The organism is Tateyamaria armeniaca (genome assembly GCF_045797845.1).
In the GTDB taxonomy this organism is placed as follows: domain Bacteria; phylum Pseudomonadota; class Alphaproteobacteria; order Rhodobacterales; family Rhodobacteraceae; genus Tateyamaria; species Tateyamaria armeniaca.
The window spans coordinates 2,787,792-2,804,785 of the sequence record NZ_JBHDIY010000002.1 but is presented as its reverse complement, the minus strand read 5'-3'; the positions used below and the strand labels follow the sequence as shown (position 1 = coordinate 2,804,785).

General features: G+C 61.5%; 19 protein-coding genes and 1 tRNA gene. 9 read left to right on the top strand and 11 right to left on the bottom strand.

Going from position 1 to position 16,994, the window contains the following annotated elements; all coding sequences use genetic code 11:
* Positions 1-4: 4 nt before the first annotated feature.
* Positions 5-727 (bottom strand): GNAT family N-acetyltransferase, encoded by a 723-nt coding sequence (locus ACERZ8_RS14195; RefSeq protein ID WP_407592811.1) that lies wholly within the window; start codon positions 725-727, stop codon positions 5-7.
* Between the two features lie 67 nt (positions 728-794).
* The gene (locus ACERZ8_RS14190) at positions 795-1,238 is read right to left on the bottom strand and encodes an outer membrane protein assembly factor BamE (RefSeq protein WP_407592810.1); all 444 of its coding nucleotides are present in this window, start codon (positions 1,236-1,238) and stop codon (positions 795-797) included.
* A 102-nt stretch (positions 1,239-1,340) separates the two neighbouring features.
* Between ACERZ8_RS14190 and ACERZ8_RS14185 the strand changes: the two genes are divergently transcribed.
* From ACERZ8_RS14185 to ACERZ8_RS14150, 8 genes are all read left to right on the top strand, one after another.
* A complete protein-coding gene (locus ACERZ8_RS14185; protein WP_407592809.1) occupies positions 1,341-1,898 on the top strand; it encodes a YceD family protein in 558 nt (185 codons plus the stop codon).
* A 212-nt stretch (positions 1,899-2,110) separates the two neighbouring features.
* Positions 2,111-2,317 carry a 50S ribosomal protein L32 gene (gene rpmF, locus ACERZ8_RS14180; protein WP_407592808.1) on the top strand — a complete coding sequence of 69 codons (207 nt, stop codon included), beginning with the start codon at positions 2,111-2,113 and terminating at the stop codon, positions 2,315-2,317.
* Positions 2,318-2,356: 39 nt separating this feature from the next.
* Positions 2,357-3,448 carry a phosphate acyltransferase PlsX gene (plsX, locus tag ACERZ8_RS14175; protein WP_407592807.1) on the top strand — a complete coding sequence of 364 codons (1,092 nt, stop codon included), beginning with the start codon at positions 2,357-2,359 and terminating at the stop codon, positions 3,446-3,448.
* Positions 3,445-4,416, top strand: a complete 972-nt coding sequence (locus ACERZ8_RS14170; RefSeq protein ID WP_407592806.1) for a beta-ketoacyl-ACP synthase III — start codon at positions 3,445-3,447, stop codon at positions 4,414-4,416. Before plsX ends, ACERZ8_RS14170 begins: the two co-directional genes overlap by 4 nt.
* A gap of 132 nt (positions 4,417-4,548) precedes the next feature.
* The gene (ihfA, locus tag ACERZ8_RS14165) at positions 4,549-4,851 is read left to right on the top strand and encodes an integration host factor subunit alpha (protein WP_407592805.1); all 303 of its coding nucleotides are present in this window, start codon (positions 4,549-4,551) and stop codon (positions 4,849-4,851) included.
* A 5-nt stretch (positions 4,852-4,856) separates the two neighbouring features.
* Positions 4,857-5,939, top strand: a complete 1,083-nt coding sequence (locus ACERZ8_RS14160) for a MerR family transcriptional regulator (RefSeq protein ID WP_407592804.1) — start codon at positions 4,857-4,859, stop codon at positions 5,937-5,939.
* Positions 5,940-6,006: 67 nt separating this feature from the next.
* A tRNA-Pro gene (locus ACERZ8_RS14155) sits at positions 6,007-6,083 on the top strand.
* Between the two features lie 73 nt (positions 6,084-6,156).
* Entirely contained in the window at positions 6,157-7,236 is a 1,080-nt protein-coding gene (locus tag ACERZ8_RS14150) for a 2'-deoxycytidine 5'-triphosphate deaminase (RefSeq protein WP_407592803.1), read from the top strand.
* Between the two features lies 1 nt (position 7,237).
* Here ACERZ8_RS14150 and ACERZ8_RS14145 read toward each other — a convergent pair whose 3' ends face one another.
* From ACERZ8_RS14145 to ACERZ8_RS14110, 8 genes are all read right to left on the bottom strand, one after another.
* Positions 7,238-8,482: a hypothetical protein gene (locus ACERZ8_RS14145; protein WP_407592802.1), complete on the bottom strand. Its 1,245-nt coding sequence runs from the start codon at positions 8,480-8,482 to the stop codon at positions 7,238-7,240.
* Positions 8,483-8,631: 149 nt separating this feature from the next.
* Positions 8,632-8,922: a hypothetical protein gene (locus ACERZ8_RS14140; protein WP_407592800.1), complete on the bottom strand. Its 291-nt coding sequence runs from the start codon at positions 8,920-8,922 to the stop codon at positions 8,632-8,634.
* A gap of 60 nt (positions 8,923-8,982) precedes the next feature.
* Positions 8,983-9,648 (bottom strand): SMC-Scp complex subunit ScpB, encoded by a 666-nt coding sequence (gene scpB / locus ACERZ8_RS14135; protein WP_407592799.1) that lies wholly within the window; start codon positions 9,646-9,648, stop codon positions 8,983-8,985.
* A complete protein-coding gene (locus tag ACERZ8_RS14130; protein WP_407592798.1) occupies positions 9,623-10,426 on the bottom strand; it encodes a segregation and condensation protein A in 804 nt (267 codons plus the stop codon). Before ACERZ8_RS14130 ends, scpB begins: the two co-directional genes overlap by 26 nt.
* Positions 10,419-11,423 carry a beta-N-acetylhexosaminidase gene (nagZ, locus tag ACERZ8_RS14125; RefSeq protein ID WP_407592797.1) on the bottom strand — a complete coding sequence of 335 codons (1,005 nt, stop codon included), beginning with the start codon at positions 11,421-11,423 and terminating at the stop codon, positions 10,419-10,421. The genes ACERZ8_RS14130 and nagZ overlap by 8 nt, the downstream gene beginning before the upstream one ends.
* Positions 11,420-12,313: an SPOR domain-containing protein gene (locus tag ACERZ8_RS14120; protein WP_407592796.1), complete on the bottom strand. Its 894-nt coding sequence runs from the start codon at positions 12,311-12,313 to the stop codon at positions 11,420-11,422. Before ACERZ8_RS14120 ends, nagZ begins: the two co-directional genes overlap by 4 nt.
* 206 nt (positions 12,314-12,519) lie before the next feature.
* Complete coding sequence (gene argS, locus ACERZ8_RS14115) at positions 12,520-14,262, bottom strand: arginine--tRNA ligase (RefSeq protein WP_407592795.1); 1,743 nt, start codon at positions 14,260-14,262, stop codon at positions 12,520-12,522.
* 54 nt (positions 14,263-14,316) lie between these two features.
* Positions 14,317-15,468 carry a deoxyguanosinetriphosphate triphosphohydrolase gene (locus ACERZ8_RS14110; protein WP_407592794.1) on the bottom strand — a complete coding sequence of 384 codons (1,152 nt, stop codon included), beginning with the start codon at positions 15,466-15,468 and terminating at the stop codon, positions 14,317-14,319.
* Between the two features lie 84 nt (positions 15,469-15,552).
* Here ACERZ8_RS14110 and ACERZ8_RS14105 point away from each other — a divergent pair, with 84 nt between their 5' ends.
* On the top strand, positions 15,553-15,876 hold the full coding sequence (locus ACERZ8_RS14105; RefSeq protein ID WP_407592793.1) for a HesB/IscA family protein: 324 nt from the start codon (positions 15,553-15,555) through the stop codon (positions 15,874-15,876).
* A 22-nt stretch (positions 15,877-15,898) separates the two neighbouring features.
* On the opposite strand, the gene ACERZ8_RS14100 is transcribed toward ACERZ8_RS14105, so the two are convergent.
* The gene (locus ACERZ8_RS14100; RefSeq protein ID WP_407592792.1) at positions 15,899-16,963 is read right to left on the bottom strand and encodes a DUF6902 family protein; all 1,065 of its coding nucleotides are present in this window, start codon (positions 16,961-16,963) and stop codon (positions 15,899-15,901) included.
* Positions 16,964-16,994: the final 31 nt, after the last annotated feature.

Here is a 16,994-nt window from a genome sequence, read left to right as displayed (position 1 = left end):
AAACTTATCCCAGCACTGCCCGCAACAGCCGTTTGCGCGCTGCGGGAATCGATCCGATCTCGACCCCCGTGAACACGTGCAATGTGTTCATCTGATCATCCACCACCGCGTGATCGCTGACCCAGCCGCCCATCATCAGATAGGTGCGCAGCAAGGGCGGCATGCCCATCTGCGCCTTTTTCGCATCCGGCGTGCGGCGCAACCGCGCAGCAAATCGAAAAACATGCGGGGCCTTCACCCGTGGCAGCCAGCGTTTGGGGGCAAGATGGCGCGCCTTGAGCATCGCAAAGGCATCCAGATAATCGGATGTTTCGATGCCAGCAAAAGATGAACAGCCAAACAGCAGTTCAACACCGTTTTCATCCACATAGGCCGTCATCGCCCCCCATGCGATACGCAGGATGTCAGGGTCGTTGATCTGCGGATCCACGCAGAACCGGCCCATTTCGACCATCTTGCCAGCATAGCCCGCGAGTGCATCCAGTTCGTAATATTGCGCGGAATAGCTGCGGGCGATTTCGGCACCTGACAAGGGCATCATGCGAAAACAACAGACCAATGCGTCATCCTGAACACGCCGGATCAGCACATGAGTGCAAAGCGGGTCGAAAATGTCCGTGTCCTGGTCAAGGCCAAAGCAGCGCGCGCGCAATGCCTGCGCCGACCTGATGTCCAGCGGCGTTTTCGCCTGAGATGCGCGGTAGCGCCCTTTTTTCAATCCGATCATGCCCTGAGCCCCGGTGCATTGCGCTCAGGCGCGGTGTGCATCGACATCATGACAGCGGCGTGACAAATCACCCTTCGCCAAAGTCGGGGCCGATCCGTCCGATATTGCCCAGAAGCTGGCGCAGGAAGCTGACATTGGTGATGTTGCTGTCCGTGACGCGGCGCGACAATGTCACAACGCGGCCATCCTCAAGCCCGAAGCTTTCGATATTGCTGAGCACACCGTTCTCGTCAAAGGAGATGGCCAGCACCTGCCGGTCCACGACTTGGGGTCTGCGCGGGCCATACGTTCGGACGGTGCTGCGCACGTAAAAATAGTTTCCGCCTTCCAGAACGCCCCCGGCAGTGGGAGAGCCCACGACATCCTCGACACTGGCGCGGGTGTCGATCCCGACCACCAGTTCCTGCAAATCCTCTTCGGGCGGGATGTAGCCGTGATTGCGGAATGTCGCCGTACACCCGGCAACCGCCAGCGAGACCGCCAAGAGCGTCAGAACTGCAAAGGTCCGCATACCGGCCCCCTTTTTTGCGCCGCCCCTTGCTTGCGGGGCGCTCTACTTTTATCTCGACTTACTCAAGGTTTGCCTGCGGTTCAAGAAACGAAAGCAAAAGCGATGTCCAAGACACGACCCTCGGGATCCGCATTGCGGGTCGCTGACCTTGCGCAAAACGTAAGCACCGGCTTTGCAATCGTGCCTGATCGGGCGGCGATGGACGCCATGGCAGAGATGCTTGAGCTGACCGGTCTGCGGAAAGTCCGTTTTCAGGGCGAGGTGCGCGCGAAAGGGGCTGCGGACTGGATTCTGACAGGCACATTGGGGGCAAGCGTCACGCAACCCTGTGGTGTCACGCTGGAGCCGGTCAACACGCGCATCGATGTGCCGGTGCGCCGGGTATATCTGCGCGACTTTGCGGATGACACTGACGCTCCCGAAATGGAAATGCCCGATGATGACGAGGTCGAGCGCCTTGGTGACTGGATCGACCCCGATGCCGTCCTGATCGAAGCGCTCAGCCTTGCGGTGCCCGACTATCCGCGGGCACCCGGCGTCGCCTTGGGCGAAACCGTGCTGACCGAACCGGGCAAGACGGCCCTCACGGACGAAGCGGTGCGTCCCTTTGCCGGTCTGGCGCACCTCAAGGCCCAGCTGGACAAGGACGCCAAGGAATAGACAAAACGGTGCGTAATTTCGGCTTGCGCGCGGAAAAGATATGCGTATTTTGCCGCCCTCACGTCATTTTGGGTTGGACATGGGCAAGGCCATTGCCTAAACGCACCTCACGCCCGAAACTGGACGACCGAATTTGTGCCCGCTCATGGGCAAGTTGAAACACGCACCCGCCACTGCGCGCGGCTCTGCCCGAAACTCAAAGGCCCATTCCAATGGCTGTGCAACAGAACAAAGTGTCGAAATCGCGCCGCAACAACCGCCGCGCCCACGACAGCCTGACGCCCGCGAATCCCAACGAATGCCCCAACTGCGGTGAACTGAAGCGCCCGCATCACATTTGCGCGGCATGCGGTCACTATGACGACAACGAGATCGTCGCATTGACCGAAGAAGTTGATCTGGAAGACGACGCAGCATAAGCAGGGCTGAACGCAGGCGGAAGAGCTAGACAGCATCACATGACGGCCCCCATATCCGAACAGGCCGACAAGAACGCCGCCCTTGCGTTTCCAATCATACTTTCTGTCGACACAATGGGCGGGGACCAGGGCCCCGCTGCCGTTGTGGCGGGCTGTGCCATCTCGGCCAAAAAGAATCCCGACCTCGGGTTTATCCTGCACGGACCTGCGGACGAGCTTGAGCGTCTTGTTGCGCGGCGCAAGGGTCTGGCCGAACGGTGCGAGATTCGCGACGCCACCGGCGTCGTGACCATGGAAGACAAACCCAGCCACATCGTGCGCAACGGCAAGGACACTTCGATGTGGTCCACTGTCGAATCCGTGCGCGCGGGCGAAGCGACTGTGGCCGTCAGTTGCGGCAATACCGGCGCGTTGATGGCCCTGTCGATGATCCGCCTGCGCAAGCTGCCGGGCGTCAACCGCCCCGCCATCGCTGTCCTCTGGCCCTCGCGCAACCCGCAAGGCTTTAACGTGATGCTGGATGTCGGCGCGGATGTGCGTGCGGATGCCGATGACCTGTTGCGCTTTGCGCTGATGGGTGCATCCTATGCCCGCAACGGTATGGATCTGGCCCGCCCCCGCATCGGATTGCTGAATGTCGGCACCGAAGAGCACAAGGGCCGCACAGAATTGAAGGAAGCCTATGAGCTTATTGGCGAGCACGCGGATGCGGCGGATTTCGATTTCGTCGGCTTTGTCGAGGGTGGCGATATCCCCGGCAATGTGGCGGACGTGATCGTGACCGATGGCTTTACCGGCAACGTGGCAATCAAGACAGGAGAAGGCACGGCCAGCCTGATCGGGGAATTGCTGCGCGAAGCGTTCAAATTCTCGCCCCTGTCGCGACTTGCCTACCTGCTTGCCTTTACCTCGATGCGCCGTCTGCGCAAACGGATCGATCCGCGTCGCAACAATGGCGGTGTGTTTCTGGGCCTGAACGGAACGGTCGTGAAATCCCACGGCAGTGCAGATGCAACGGGTGTATCGTCCGCAATCCGCCTTGCCGCCCAACTGGCCGAGCTGCGCTTTAGCGACAAGCTGGCCGCACGCGTGGCCGCCGCCGCCCAACCCGGCGAAAAGGGCGACACATGACCCTCCGCGCCGTGATCCGTGGCACGGGCCACTACCTGCCGTCGCGCGTAGTTGAAAACGCCGAGTTCGAGGCCACGCTGGACACCACCGACGAATGGATCAAATCCCGCTCGGGGATCGAACGCCGCCATTTCGCCACAGAAAACGACACGACATCATCCATGGCCTGCGCCGCCGCCAAGGCAGCCCTTGCCGATGCCGGACTGGTTGCAGACGACATCGATGTGATCGTGCTGGCGACCTCGACCGCCGATCTGACCTTTCCGTCCGCGGCCACAATGGTGCAGGCCCAACTGGGCATGACCCGTGGCTTTGCCTTTGATGTGCAGGCCGTGTGCGCGGGCTTTGTCTATGCGCTGGCTAACGCCAATGCGTTGCTCGTGTCGGGCCAGGCCAAGCGCGCGCTTGTCATCGGGGCCGAAACCTTTTCCAAGATCATGGACTGGAGCGACCGGGGCACCTGCGTGCTGTTCGGAGACGGCGCGGGCGCCGTTGTGCTTGAGGCGAAGACCGGCAACGGCACTGCACAGGATCGCGGGATTCTGGCAACCGATCTTAATTCCGACGGGCGGCTGCGCGATCTGCTATATGTGGATGGCGGCGTCAGCACCGGCACCAGCGGTTACTTGCGGATGCAGGGCAATCAGGTGTTCCGCCACGCAGTCGAAAAACTGGCCTCAACCGCCCATACGGCCATGGATGCCGCAGGCGTAGGTCCAGACGATGTCGACTGGATCGTCCCCCATCAGGCCAACATCCGGATCATCCAGGGTACGGCCAAGAAAATGGGTGTCCCGATGGAGCGTGTGGTGGTGACTGTGCAGGATCACGGCAACACATCTGCGGCCTCGATCCCGCTGGCCCTGTCCGTGGGCCGCGCCCGTGGCCAGATCAAGGACGGCGACCTGATCGTGACCGAAGCCATCGGCGGTGGGCTGGCCTGGGGGGCCGTGGTGCTGCGCTGGTAAGCATATTTTGCGCATTATCGTGCAATGCGCCACAAACACCCGTTTTGGTTGCAGATTCCCGCCATTGCGCAAGCCATTGATATTGACCTCGGAATTTCCCCTCAAACTATGCTTTGCCAAAGGGGAGTGATTATGACTGACAAGACTTTGACGCGTATGGACCTGAGCGAAGCGGTATTTCGCGAGGTTGGCCTGTCGCGTAATGAAAGTGCGCAGCTTGTAGAAAGCGTCCTGGATCACATGTCCGACGCCCTTGCGCGTGGAGAGCAGGTCAAGATTTCCTCGTTCGGTACGTTTTCGGTGCGCGACAAGTCCGCCCGCGTCGGCCGCAACCCTAAAACCGGCGAAGAAGTGCCGATCTATCCGCGCCGGGTTCTGACCTTTCGCCCCTCGCATCTGATGAAAGACCGCGTTGCGAGCGGCAACAAGTCGTAGATCAGATGGCAAAATCCGCAGACGCCTTTCGCACCATCTCGGAAGTAGCAGACTGGTTGGGCGTGCAAAGCCACGTCCTGCGGTTTTGGGAAAGCAAGTTCACCCAGGTAAAACCGGTCAAGCGTGCAGGCGGGCGGCGCTATTATCGCCCCACGGACATGTTGCTGCTGGGCGGCATCCGCAAGTTGCTGCATGACGACGGTCTGACCATCAAGGGTGTACAGAAAATCCTGCGCGAAGAAGGGGTTGCACATGTCGCTGACATGTCGCCCCCACTGGACGATGACACGGCGGCCAAACTGGACAGCGATCTGGCCGCGCGCGTCGGCGATGACGTCGAAATGCCGGCGACACAAGAAATGCCCGCACCTGTCGAGGCTGCTCCTTTCCAGACGCCGCCGGAAGACACGCCTTCCGAGGCCGAAATGCCCCCGGCCCCTGCTGACGAGGCGGCACCCCTTCCCTCTTTCATGCGCGCCCCAGAACCTGCGCCTGCACCCGATCAACCGCTCGAAGAACGGGCCGAGGATGTTCCGACGCTGACGCCCGACTTTGCTCCGATGGATGCCGCGCCTGCGGAGGCGGAAGCCGAAGAGACGCCGCCCCAGGACGCACCCGAAGAGCCAATCAGCGCTGCTGAGCCACAGGCGGCCCCCGAGATGTGGGACGACACCCCTGAACCGGAGGAGGCGCCACCTGCCCCTGCCCCGGCTGATGTTGAAACAAGCGCGCCAGAGCAGGCCTCCGAGGAAGAGGCGGGACCGTTTACCGAACCTGACGCTGATCCGGCACCCGAACAGGACAGCCTGCCGATGTTTTCCCGCGCACCTGCGGCCGAGCCTGAGCAGGAACCCGAGCCCGAGCCGGAACCCGACGAGGTCGAAGCAACCCCGGCACCCCGCCCCCGCATTGTGGATGCACCGGATGATGTGGACATTGACCCCGCCGACATCGCGCCATCGGTGCTGACCAAGGCGGTGATGGCGCGCAATCTGACCCCGGCGCAACGTGACGCGCTGCGCCCGCTTGTGGCCCAATTGGCAGCCCTCAGGGATCAGATGGCCCGCGCCCGGCACGATCCGCGTTAAAGAGACCACATTCGGTGCGCATTCACCCTTGCCTCGACGCACAAATCGGGTATGACACCCCTCACGTCGGGCTATGGCGCAGCCTGGTAGCGCGTCCGTCTGGGGGACGGAAGGTCGCAGGTTCGAGTCCTGCTAGCCCGACCATTAACACCCGCCCCAGCGCTACGGGGCCTATCCTTTCTTCCGCTCTGACATGCGATGACCAAGGGAGGACAGGATGACAGGTGTACTTGCAGACAGCCAACTGAGCGAGATGATCGCGCGCGGACAGATTTCCGCCCGTCCTGCGGTGACACCTGCCCAAATCCAGCCCGCCAGCCTTGATCTGCGCCTTGGCCAGGTCGCCTACCGCGTGCGCGCCTCGTTTCTGGCGGGTCACGGGCGCAGTGTCGCCGACCGGCTCGAAGAGTTCGAGATGCACCGCGTGGACCTCAATGATGGGGCTGTGCTGGAAAAGGGGTGCGTCTATGTCGTGCCCCTGATGGAGCGCCTGTCCTTGCCAGCAGATGTGCAGGCGGTGGCCAACGCCAAAAGCTCGACGGGGCGGCTTGATCTGCTCACCCGCACGATCTGCGATGGCGGCACCGAGTTTGATCGCATCGTGCCGGGCTATGACGGCCCGCTTTATGCCGAAATCTGCCCACGCTCGTTTTCGGTACTGGTGCGCCCCGGCATGCGGTTGAACCAGATCCGCTTTCGCGCAGGCCAGGCGGTGCTGAGCGATGCAGAGTTGCGGACTCTGCACGACGCTTCACCGCTGGTCGATGGCGAGGCGGTCATCGACGATGGCCTTGGCTTTTCCGTCGATCTGCGCCTGCCCGGCAGCACCCTTGTCGGGTACCGCGCCAAACCGCACACAGGCGTGATCGATCTGGACAGGATCGGACATTACGATCCGGCAGAGTTCTGGGAAGAGGTGCATAGCACTGACGGGCACATTATCCTTGATCCCGGTGCATTCTACATTCTGGTGAGCCGCGAGGCGGTGCATATCCCGCCTGACTATGCTGCGGAAATGGCCCCCTATCTGGCGATGGTGGGTGAGTTCCGTGTGCATTACGCAGGCTTTTTCGACCCCGGTTTTGGCCATGATGCCGCGGGCGGGCTTGGATCACGCGGCGTGCTCGAAGTGCGCTGCCACGAGGCGCCGTTCGTACTGGAACATGGGCAGATCGTGGGTCGGTTGATCTATGAACGCATGGCCGCGCGTCCCGCACAGCTTTATGGCGCGGGCATTGCCTCGAACTATCAGGGTCAGGGCCTGAAACTCAGCAAACATTTCGCCGCCCCCAGCTAGGCTAGCTGCTGGGCGGTGCCGTCGTTGCTGGCAGGTCCTCGCCCTCCGGGATCACGGCCGGCAGGTTAGTTGTCGTCCCATTCGTGTTTCCATTTGGCTCTTCGGTCGCGAATATCCGCTTGCCCGCCGCCTGGATCGAGGCAAAGGCATCCTCGGCCATGAACCCCGACAGAAAGGCGATAAAGGCCACCGTGTAGGGGCTAAGCTCGACATTGTTCTCGGCCCCGCCGCCACCTTGAGTGAGCGCGAGCATGCCCGCGCCGGAAAACAGGAAGATGGCGATGGCTGCCGCGATACCCTCGCCCACGTTCACGAACAGGCGCGACAAGGTCAGCTCCTCTGAACTTTTGGCGGAATAATAGCGGCGTGAAAAGGCCACGACCGTCCCCAAAGCGCCAGATGCGATGGTCACGATCAACGTCAGGAAGATGGTTGGAAAGCTGACCAGACGCAGCAGCAGGTCAGGCGCAATGGGCATATCCAACGACAGGGACGACAGCCGCGCGCGGATCACGGATTCAAGCGGCATCACACGTCTGAGGGCTGCGATTTGTTCGTCATTCATGCGAATGCGCTGCGCGCGGGCGGCGATCTTTTCCTCGATCAACTCGCCTTCCTGCTGGACCGTGTGCGAGGCTGCATTCGCGGCCTCCACTTCGCTCAGCGCCTCTTGCAGTGCGGCCTTGGCGGCAATGCTCATGTCGACATATGCCGCGCGCGCCTCTTCATCCATATCCGCCGTTTCAACCCCGGCGTCCAGCACACTGAACAACTCTGTCAGCCGGGCAAATGGTTGCAATGACTCGTCATTGAGCACCGTTTCATATTTCAGCCGATCCAGCCCAATCAGCGCATACTGATAGTCCTGAAGGTCAAGGATGGTGCGATTGACCAGCAGGCGCATCTCTTCGCGCTCACGCGCAATAGGCCCAAACGAGACTTTGACGGCCGCTTCGTTGTCGGCCAGTTGCTGGCGCAACTCCCGGATTTCGGCGGCAACCAGCAGCTTGTCGTTTTCCAGCGCCTTTTCGCGGCGCAGCAGAAAGACGTTGTTGTCGATATCCGTGTCGACCTCCGCCTCGTCCAGATCGGCGAGGACGACGGGCGGGTTGGACTGCCAAGTGGTGCGGAAAATGTAGGTGCCAAATCCGAAGGTCACCATCGATACGAATATTGCATAAAGCAGAATAACCGTGATCCCGAGCGAGACAGATGACGCGCGCACTGCGAGTTTCGGATCAGCCATGGCCCAATTTCCCATCCTTAAATCAATGGGTTCAGGCTAGGCCACTACTTATGCGCGATCAACGGTGGATTTCCTGACCCCGGCGCAATGGTGTCAAACAGCGACACCTCCGGGACTGCGCGGCTGGGTCAGTTTTTGCCTGAAACGTGCTAGTTGCGCTCCGCCCGTGCGGCGGCTTCTGCTGCGCGGGCGGCACGTTTGGCGGCCAGTTTGCGCTGGATCTTGGCCTCATGCGGGCCAAGCTCTTGCTCTGGTACAGGAGGCGCTGCCTGCAGGGTGGGCTCGGGCGGTGGGGCATAGGCCGCTTGCGGCTGTTGCGGTGGCGCGGGTTGCTTGTTGCGCCCGCCTGCAACGCGTTTCATCCCCGCGTTGATGCCGCCATTGATCGCTTTGCGCATGATCGTACGGATGATCATGTTGATGATTTGATTGCCATTCATGAGACTGCTCCCGCCTGACGCTTTGAGCGCAATATAGGGCAGAATGCGGCGATTTTCAGGTCAATCCTCAAAAAGCTCGGTCTGCCCTTCGACCTCTTCGTCGTTTTCATCTTCGCTTTCAGAGCCCATGGACAGACCCGGTGCGGGCCGGTTTTCAAGCAGACCTGCGGCGCGCAACTCCTTGAGACCCGGCAGGTCGCGCGCATTCTCAAGACCAAAGTGATCGAGGAAGGATTGCGTGACCACGAATGTCACAGGCCGCCCCGGCGTCATCTTGCGCCGCCCGAACCGGATCCATTCCAGTTCCAGCAGCTGATCGACGGTGCCCCGGCTGACACTCACGCCCCTGATCTCTTCGATCTCGGCGCGGGTGACGGGCTGGTGATAGGCGATGATGGCAAGGGTCTCGATAGCGGCACGCGACAGCTTGCGGGTCTCGACCGTTTCTTTCTGCATGAGGAACCCAAGATCGGCGGCAGTACGAATGGCCCACGCATCGCCGATCTTCATCACCTGCACGCCGCGCCCTTCATAGCGTTTGCGCAGATACACAAGCGCCTCGGCAGGGTCGCAGCCATGGGGCATCCGCGCTTCCAGTTCGCGCACGGTGATGGGTTCAGCCGTGGCAAACAGGATCGCCTCGCACATGCGCTCCTGTTCGGCCATCGGGGGCGCCTCGAACAGGCTTTCTTCTTTTTCTTCAACTGGTTCTGTCACGGGGTTCATCTCGTTTGCGCAACTGGATCGGCGCGAATGTGTCGGTCTGGCGGATTTCGAGGTGCCCTTCCTTGACCAGTTCCAGACTGGCCGCAAAGGTCGCGGCGGTGGCCGAACGGCGCTTGGCCGGGTCCATCTCCCACCCTTCGGGCAGATAGGACAGGATGTCGGTCCAGTCCCCGGCAAAACCGATCAACCCACGCATCCGTTCCAGCGCCTGTTCCATGGTGAACACCGCGTCACGGTCCATAGTAAAGGGGCGGAATTCGTCGCGGGTGCGGATGCGGGCATAGCCCTGCATCAGGTCCAACAGGGTCGCCGAATAGGTCACCTTGCGCACCCGCGTCACCATCTCGGACTGGCCGCGCGCAAAGAAATCGCGGCCCAACCGGTCACGCGCCATCAACTTGGCGGCGGCATCGCGCATCGCCTGCAGGCGTTCGAGTTGAAAGGCGAGGTGGGCGGCCAGTTCCTCTCCACTCGGTCCCTCTTCGGTCGGGTCCGGAGGCAAGAGCAGGCGGGATTTCAGGAAAGCAAGCCATGCGGCCATCACAAGGTAATCTGCCGCGAGTTCCAGACGCAGCGCCTTTGCCTTTTCGACAAAGGCGAGGTACTGGCGCGCCAGTTGCAACACCGATATTTTGCGCAGATCGACCTTTTGGGTGCGGCTGAGGGTCAAGAGCAGATCCAGCGGCCCCTCATACCCATCGACGTCGACGATCAGCGCCTCCGCCACAAGGCGGTCGGCCACGGACATCGTGTCTTCTTCGAATGTGTCGTCAGCCATATGGTCGCCCGCTCAACAGCGTCTCAAGTTCCGCTGTCAGCTCGGCAATGTCAATGTCATCAGGGGTGCGACGGGCGGCCAATGCGGCCTCTGCACGGGTTTGTGCAGCCTCGGACATCTGTCCGGCGGCATTGGCACAGGCAATGCGGTCGGCAAGCGGCGCGTTGCAATGCAGGATCACGTCACAGCCTGCGTCCAATGCGCCGCGCGCGATTTGCGGGATCGTCCCGCTCAGCGCTTTCATACCGATGTCATCCGTCATGATCAGCCCGTCAAAGCCGATGTCCTCGCGCACCAGCCCCATCATGTCCCGTGACAGAGTTGCGGGCGCGTCGTCGATGTCGCTGTAGACCACATGCGCCGTCATCCCCATGGGCAGGTCATTGAGGGCGCGAAACGGCACGAAATCCGTCTCTTTCAGCTCATCGAGTTCCGTATCCACACGCGGCAAATCGAAATGACTGTCAAGATCGGTGCGTCCATGCCCGGGGATGTGTTTGAGGACGGGCAAGACGCCGCCATCCAGCATCCCGTCCGCCGCCGCGCGCCCAAGGGCCGCTACATCGCCCGGCGACGTACCGTAACAGCGGTTGCGCAGGAACTCGTGGGTGTCCTTGACGATCAGATCCACCATCGGGGCGCAGTTGCTATCGATGGTCAGTGCTTTAAGTTCGTGGGCTATGTGCCTGTAGCGCAGGTACATTGCGCGTTCGGCCTCGTCACCTGCGATCTGGATAAAGTCGAGCGGCGCTGCCCATTCCGTCCAGTTGGGTCCACGCAGGCGTTGCACCCGCCCACCTTCCTGATCGATGGTGATCGGGGCCTCGCGGCCTACGGCCTCGCGCAGTTGTGAACACAAACCATAGACCTGATCGGCGGTTGCAATGTTGCGCGCGAACAGGATGAAACCGAACGGGTCGGCCTCGCGAAAGAACGCGGCTTCGTCCTTGCTCAGGCGCAGCCCGTCGGCATCAAGGATCGTGGCGCCAAAGCTCACCGCGTGACGACCGGGATACAGTCAGCGCCCTCGGCTACAAGGGCCGAACAGAAGCGGCGCGCGTCGCTCAGGTCCGTAAACCCGTGTGCGCGCAGGCGATAGAATGTGCGCCCGCCGCTTTCCGCAGTCTGCACGATCCGGTCCTTGCCCTTGAGGTAGTCGCCGAAGCGGTCCTGCATTTTGTCCCACTGGGCGCGGGCGATTTCGGGCGTATCAAAGGCCCCAAGCTGCACCAGGCGCGTGCCTGCGGGAATGGAGGCCGCGTCGATATCCTTGACCGTTTCCGGGGCGGGTGCCGCGGCCGGCACGACGACCGCCGGAGCTGTAGCGGGGCGCAATTGCGGGCGGCTGGATTGCTTTGGGCCGGGTCCGGTGATGACGGGTGCAGCCTCGACGGGTTCTGGCGCTGCCGGGATTGCGACACTGGCCAGCACCGGTTTGGATTCGTCCGCCGGGGCGTCGATGGTTTCAATCCCTTGGGTCAACTGGCGCACAACGGCGTCAATCTCGCCTTCTTGCAGAACTGCCGCGACATCGATGGGGGCAGTTTCAAGGCTGGCGGCCACGTCGAGTGGCGCGGGTTGTTGCACAGGGGCCACCGTTTCAGCGGTAATTGGCTGATCTTCCTCCGTCAGATCGACGGGGCGAGGGGCCAGTGTGACGCTGTCGACGGGTCCGGTCGCTTCGCCTGCAGCGGCGACCTCGTTTACGGCAAGACCGGTGTTCTGGGCCAATTGGCCACCCGGTTCACTGGGACGGATGCGCATTTCACCTTCGGTGGCGCGCACCACGGGAATGCCGGACACATCGCGCACGATCAACTGGTATCCCCACATCCCGACCCCTGCGATCAGCGCAAGAGAGGTGAAGGCGCCAGCAAGATTTGCCATCTTTTTGAAAGGGTTGGAGGGCGGAATTGAAGTGTTTTCAGGGGTGGAATACCCCACATGACCCATATTGTGGGTATAGTGCATATCTGCCATCTCTGCCTCGTTGCCCGCGCCGATACATGCCCGCGCGGATCATCTGGTTGTGGTGCGACCATGGGTTGGACGCTGCTTGGAAATCGTGCCTGTGATGCCCCTTTTGACGGGGCTTAACGCAGCTCTTCGGCTGGTTCGACGCCAAGAATACCAAGGCCTGCTGCAATTACAACGCCGCAGGCGCGCGCAAGGGCGATTTTTGCCTGTGTGATGCCCGCATCGTCCTGCACAAAGCGCAAGGTGGGCACATCATTGCCCCGGTTCCACAGCCCATGGAACGCGCTGGCCAGATCATTGAGGTAAAAGGCAATCCGGTGCGGTTCGTTGCTGCGTGCCGCCGTTTCGACCAGGCGGGGCCATTCGGCAAGTTTCGCGGCCAGCGCCAGTTCCGCCTCGTGATCAAGCTGCGACAGGTCAGCCGCAGCCAGTATCGCGTCATCCACGGCCACGCCTGCCTCTGCCGCCTTGCGCAGCACGGACGCCACGCGGGCATGGGCGTATTGCACGTAAAACACCGGGTTTTCGCGGCTTTGCTCCAGCACCTTGTCGAAATCAAAATCGAGCGGCGCGTCATTCTTGCGGGTCAGCATATGGAACCGCGTGGCCCCTGCCCCGACCTGATCGACTACATCGCGCAGGGTCACGAACGTCCCTGCCCGTTTCGACATCTTGAACGGCTCGCCGTTCTTGTAGAGCTTGACCAACTGCGTCAGCTTGATGTCGAGCGGCACCGTGCCCCCCGAAAGCGCGCTGACAGCCGCCTTCATCCGTTTGACATATCCGCCGTGATCGGCCCCAAACACGTCGATCAACGCATCATAGCCGCGCTGCACTTTGTCATAGTGATAGGCAATGTCGGGCGCGAAATAAGTCCAGCCGCCATCCGATTTCATCACGGGGCGATCCACATCGTCCCCATGTTCGGTGGATTTGAACAGCGTTTGTTCGCGCGGCTCCCAATTCTCGGGCACTTTGCCCTTGGGGGGTTCCAGCGTGCCTTCATAGATCAGGTCCTTGGACTTCAGATCCGCGATGGCGGCTTCGATCAGGCCCGTGCCGTACAGCGACTTTTCCGAAAAGAAGAGGTCCATTTCGACGCCAAGGGCCGCCAGATCGGCCCGGATCAGGTCCATCATGGCTTCGGTCGCAAATTCGCGCACTTCGTCCAGCCAGAACTGTTCGCCCTTGTCCACAAAGGCATCGCCCACCTTGGCTTTCAGCGCTTCGCCGACATCGACCAGATAGTCACCGGGATAGGTGCCATCGGGAAAGGCAACCTCTTGCCCGTGCGCCTCAAGATAACGCAGGTAGACAGAACGGGCGAGCACATCGACCTGCGCGCCGCCATCGTTGATGTAATATTCGCGGGTGACGTCAAACCCGGCGTAATCCAGCAGCGAGGCCAGTGCGTCACCAAAGACCGCGCCGCGCGTGTGGCCCACATGCAGTGGCCCGGTTGGGTTGGCCGAGACGTATTCGACATTGACCTTCTTGCCCTTGCCAAGGTCCGAGCGGCCAAAGGCCGTGCCTTGCGCCAGAACCGCACCCACAACACCCTGCCAGCAATCCGGTGCCAGCCGCAGGTTCAGAAAGCCCGGGCCTGCCACTTCGGCGCTGGTGATGCGTGGATCGTCCGTCAGGCGGGTCGCCAGCGCCTCGGCAATGTCGCGCGGTTTCAGGCCTGCGGGCTTGGCCAGAACCATGGCTGCGTTCGTGGCCATATCCCCATGTGCAGCGTCGCGTGGCGGTTCGACCGTGACGTTGTCAAATACCAGCCCTTCGGGCAATTGCCCGGCTTTGGTCATCCCGTCCAGCGTGCCCAATACGAGGGTGCGGATATCGGCAAAAAGGTTCATTGGATCGCCTGTCATGGTCAGTGAGGCTTGCGTGTATCAGAGATGCCCTTTGCGTCAAGGCGCGCCTTGATCCAGCAGGCGAGCATGTTCCTGCAAAGCAAAGCGATCCGTCATGCCCGCGATGTAATCGGCCGTCAGACGCGCCAGGGCGGTTGCATCCCCTGCCGCCTGTTCGACCGCCCCCTGCCAGCGTTCTGGCAGCAGTTCCGGTTTGGCCAGCAGGGCCGGAAAGAGGTCGTTGACCACCTGCGTGACCTTTTCGCGTTTGGCCATCACGGACGGGGCGCGGTACATGTTCTTGAACAGAAACGCGCGGATCACCTGCAAATCGGCCCACATCCCATCCGAAAACCGGATGACGGGGCGGCCCAGATGGCGGATATCTTCGACCGATTGTGCGCCACTGTCGGCCAGAACGCGCCGCGACGTCATGATCACATCACTGACCATTGCACCGAACACCTGCCGCAGCGCCTCGTGCCGTCGCCGGAATGGGTCGAGGTCCGGGTATTTCGCGTCCACCTCGGCATAGGCATCGCGCGCGATGGGCAAAGCGGCCACTTCTGCCTCGTCCAGCAGGCCCGCGCGCAGCCCATCGTGCAAATCGTGATTGTTGTAGGCGATGTCGTCGGACAAGGCCGCAACCTGCGCCTCCGCGCTGGCGTGTGTCTCCAGTTCCAGGTCGTGTTCGGCGTTGTATTCAGCCAGCGCAAAGGGCAGATCGCCCGTCACTGGACCGTTATGTTTCGCAATCCCTTCAAGGGTTTCCCAGGTGAGATTCAACCCGTCAAAAGCTGCGTAGTGGCATTCCAACCGGGTCACGATCTTGACCGCCTGCGCATTGTGATCAAACCCGCCATAGGGCGTCATCAGCGCCTGCAACGCATCCTCGCCCGTGTGCCCAAACGGCGGGTGGCCCAGATCGTGGGCGAGTGCGACGGCTTCGGTCAACTCTTCGTTCAGGCCAAGCGCGCCTGCAATGGTGCGCGCCACTTGCGCCACTTCGATGGAGTGGGTCAGCCGGGTGCGGAAATAATCGCCCTCATGTTCGACAAACACTTGCGTCTTGTGCTTGAGGCGGCGAAAGGCCGAGGCATGGATGATCCTGTCCCGGTCGCGCTGAAAACACGACCGAAAAGGGGATTCATCCTCGGGCCAGCGCCGTCCCCGGGCGCGGGCGGGATCAGAAGCAAAGGGCGCGGACATCTGCCTTATCCTTGTCGCCGGTTCTTTGGGCTCATATATTGCAGACAGGCCGAAGATTAAACGTGCCATTTCGGAGAGTTTGAGATGCAACTGCCCCCCACCGTTACCCCCCGCGCCTTTGAACGGCTTGCCGAAATCGGTGCTGCCAACGAGGGTCAGGCCCTGCGCGTGGCCGTCGAGGGCGGCGGGTGTTCCGGCTTTCAATACGAAATCGCGCTGGATACCCCGAAAGAGGATGACCTGGTGCTTGAAGGGGCCGGACAGAAAGTCGTCGTGGATTCCGTCAGCCTGCCGTTCCTGTCAAATGCAGTCATCGATTTTTCCGAAGAGCTGATCGGCGCCCGGTTTGTGATCGAAAACCCGAATGCCAGCAGTTCCTGCGGGTGCGGGACCTCATTTTCAATGTGATTTAGGCCCGCTGTTCTCGCCTTCAGGGCGTCATTGCGCGGGCAAATGCTTCGAAAAACGCCGGGTACGCGGCGCTTGATGCGACGGTTGCCTGCACGGTGCTGGCGGCGTCCTCTTCCATCATGTCCAAGAGGCCATGTTCCATCTGTGCCCAATCGCCACTGCGGGCCTGTCCAAACGACATCAAAGCCGCCGACATCGGACGCAGGGCCGACGCCGCAAGTTCGGGCCGCCGGAACAGGCACCGCCCTACGGGCAAGGCCGCGCCGCTGTCATCCGCCCCGATATGCGCCATTGCCCATGTCGACACCAGGTATTCATGATAGTGGTCCGACAGCGGGTTCTGATCATCCGCGATCACGTCGAACCCTGACAGGTTGGTGCGCACCGCGTCCTCCCAGATCGCGCTTGGGCGCTGACCCGCCTGACGCATCGCGACGCAGATTTCGGCCAGCAGATCCATGTTCTGATCCAGATGCGCCAGAAGCCCTGCATATTCGAGGCTGACCAGCGCATTCGCGTCCAGTTGCGGATCGCGTCGGCCATATTCGGACAGGTAAAAGACGATGTGGGTCAGTTCGTACGCCGCCTTCTTGTTGGGCAGCGCAAATGTGGCAGGGCGGTTGATGAAGGCGCGCAGGCGATCATCAAGACCCGCATCCGCGGCCTGCGTGGCAACACCGCGCCGCGCCAGAAGGCGGCGGGCTTCGGCGCGTTGCAGATCGCTCAACTCGGCCTCGGGCAGACCTTGCATGGCGACCCACATGCACAAACGCTCCATCTCGGCCCCTTCCATCCCAAGGTCTTCGAGGTCGAGACCGATGGACAGCAGGAACCGGTAATATTGCGGGAAAAAGGCCAGCCTTTCGGGCAATGCGTCGTAAAAAGCGCGATGCGGCTCAAGATCATCGTCAGACAGCGTTTGCCCGGTGCATTCCAGAATGTTGAGCAGTTCGGCGTTTTCCTTGAGCCAGAACACATCGTCGGGGATGCGGCGCTGGCTGGCAAAACAGTCTACCAAGGCGCCTGTCCGTTCGGACAGACGTTGGCGGCGCGGCGGGGCGTTCAGGGCAATGATATTCGACATGTGCGTGTTCTTTCAAAGCTGTGAGTGAAGC

Bases quoted from the DNA above. Each gene is read 5' to 3' on its own strand.
- argS (WP_407592795.1), bottom strand. From the start codon at position 14,262: ATGAACCTTTTTGCCGATATCCGCACCCTCGTATTGGGCACGCTGGAC.
- ACERZ8_RS14130 (WP_407592798.1), bottom strand. From the start codon at position 10,426: ATGGCTGACGACACATTCGAAGAAGACACGATGTCCGTGGCCGACCGC.
- ACERZ8_RS14190 (WP_407592810.1), bottom strand. From the start codon at position 1,238: ATGCGGACCTTTGCAGTTCTGACGCTCTTGGCGGTCTCGCTGGCGGTT.
- ACERZ8_RS14150 (WP_407592803.1), top strand. From the start codon at position 6,157: ATGACAGGTGTACTTGCAGACAGCCAACTGAGCGAGATGATCGCGCGC.
- rpmF (WP_407592808.1), top strand. From the start codon at position 2,111: ATGGCTGTGCAACAGAACAAAGTGTCGAAATCGCGCCGCAACAACCGC.
- ACERZ8_RS14185 (WP_407592809.1), top strand. From the start codon at position 1,341: ATGTCCAAGACACGACCCTCGGGATCCGCATTGCGGGTCGCTGACCTT.
- ACERZ8_RS14160 (WP_407592804.1), top strand. From the start codon at position 4,857: ATGGCAAAATCCGCAGACGCCTTTCGCACCATCTCGGAAGTAGCAGAC.
- ACERZ8_RS14145 (WP_407592802.1), bottom strand. From the start codon at position 8,482: ATGGCTGATCCGAAACTCGCAGTGCGCGCGTCATCTGTCTCGCTCGGG.
- ACERZ8_RS14105 (WP_407592793.1), top strand. From the start codon at position 15,553: ATGCAACTGCCCCCCACCGTTACCCCCCGCGCCTTTGAACGGCTTGCC.
- ACERZ8_RS14195 (WP_407592811.1), bottom strand. From the start codon at position 727: ATGATCGGATTGAAAAAAGGGCGCTACCGCGCATCTCAGGCGAAAACG.
- scpB (WP_407592799.1), bottom strand. From the start codon at position 9,648: ATGAACCCCGTGACAGAACCAGTTGAAGAAAAAGAAGAAAGCCTGTTC.
- ACERZ8_RS14110 (WP_407592794.1), bottom strand. From the start codon at position 15,468: ATGTCCGCGCCCTTTGCTTCTGATCCCGCCCGCGCCCGGGGACGGCGC.
- ACERZ8_RS14170 (WP_407592806.1), top strand. From the start codon at position 3,445: ATGACCCTCCGCGCCGTGATCCGTGGCACGGGCCACTACCTGCCGTCG.
- ACERZ8_RS14140 (WP_407592800.1), bottom strand. From the start codon at position 8,922: ATGAATGGCAATCAAATCATCAACATGATCATCCGTACGATCATGCGC.
- ACERZ8_RS14100 (WP_407592792.1), bottom strand. From the start codon at position 16,963: ATGTCGAATATCATTGCCCTGAACGCCCCGCCGCGCCGCCAACGTCTG.
- ihfA (WP_407592805.1), top strand. From the start codon at position 4,549: ATGACTGACAAGACTTTGACGCGTATGGACCTGAGCGAAGCGGTATTT.
- plsX (WP_407592807.1), top strand. From the start codon at position 2,357: ATGACGGCCCCCATATCCGAACAGGCCGACAAGAACGCCGCCCTTGCG.
- ACERZ8_RS14120 (WP_407592796.1), bottom strand. From the start codon at position 12,313: ATGGCAAATCTTGCTGGCGCCTTCACCTCTCTTGCGCTGATCGCAGGG.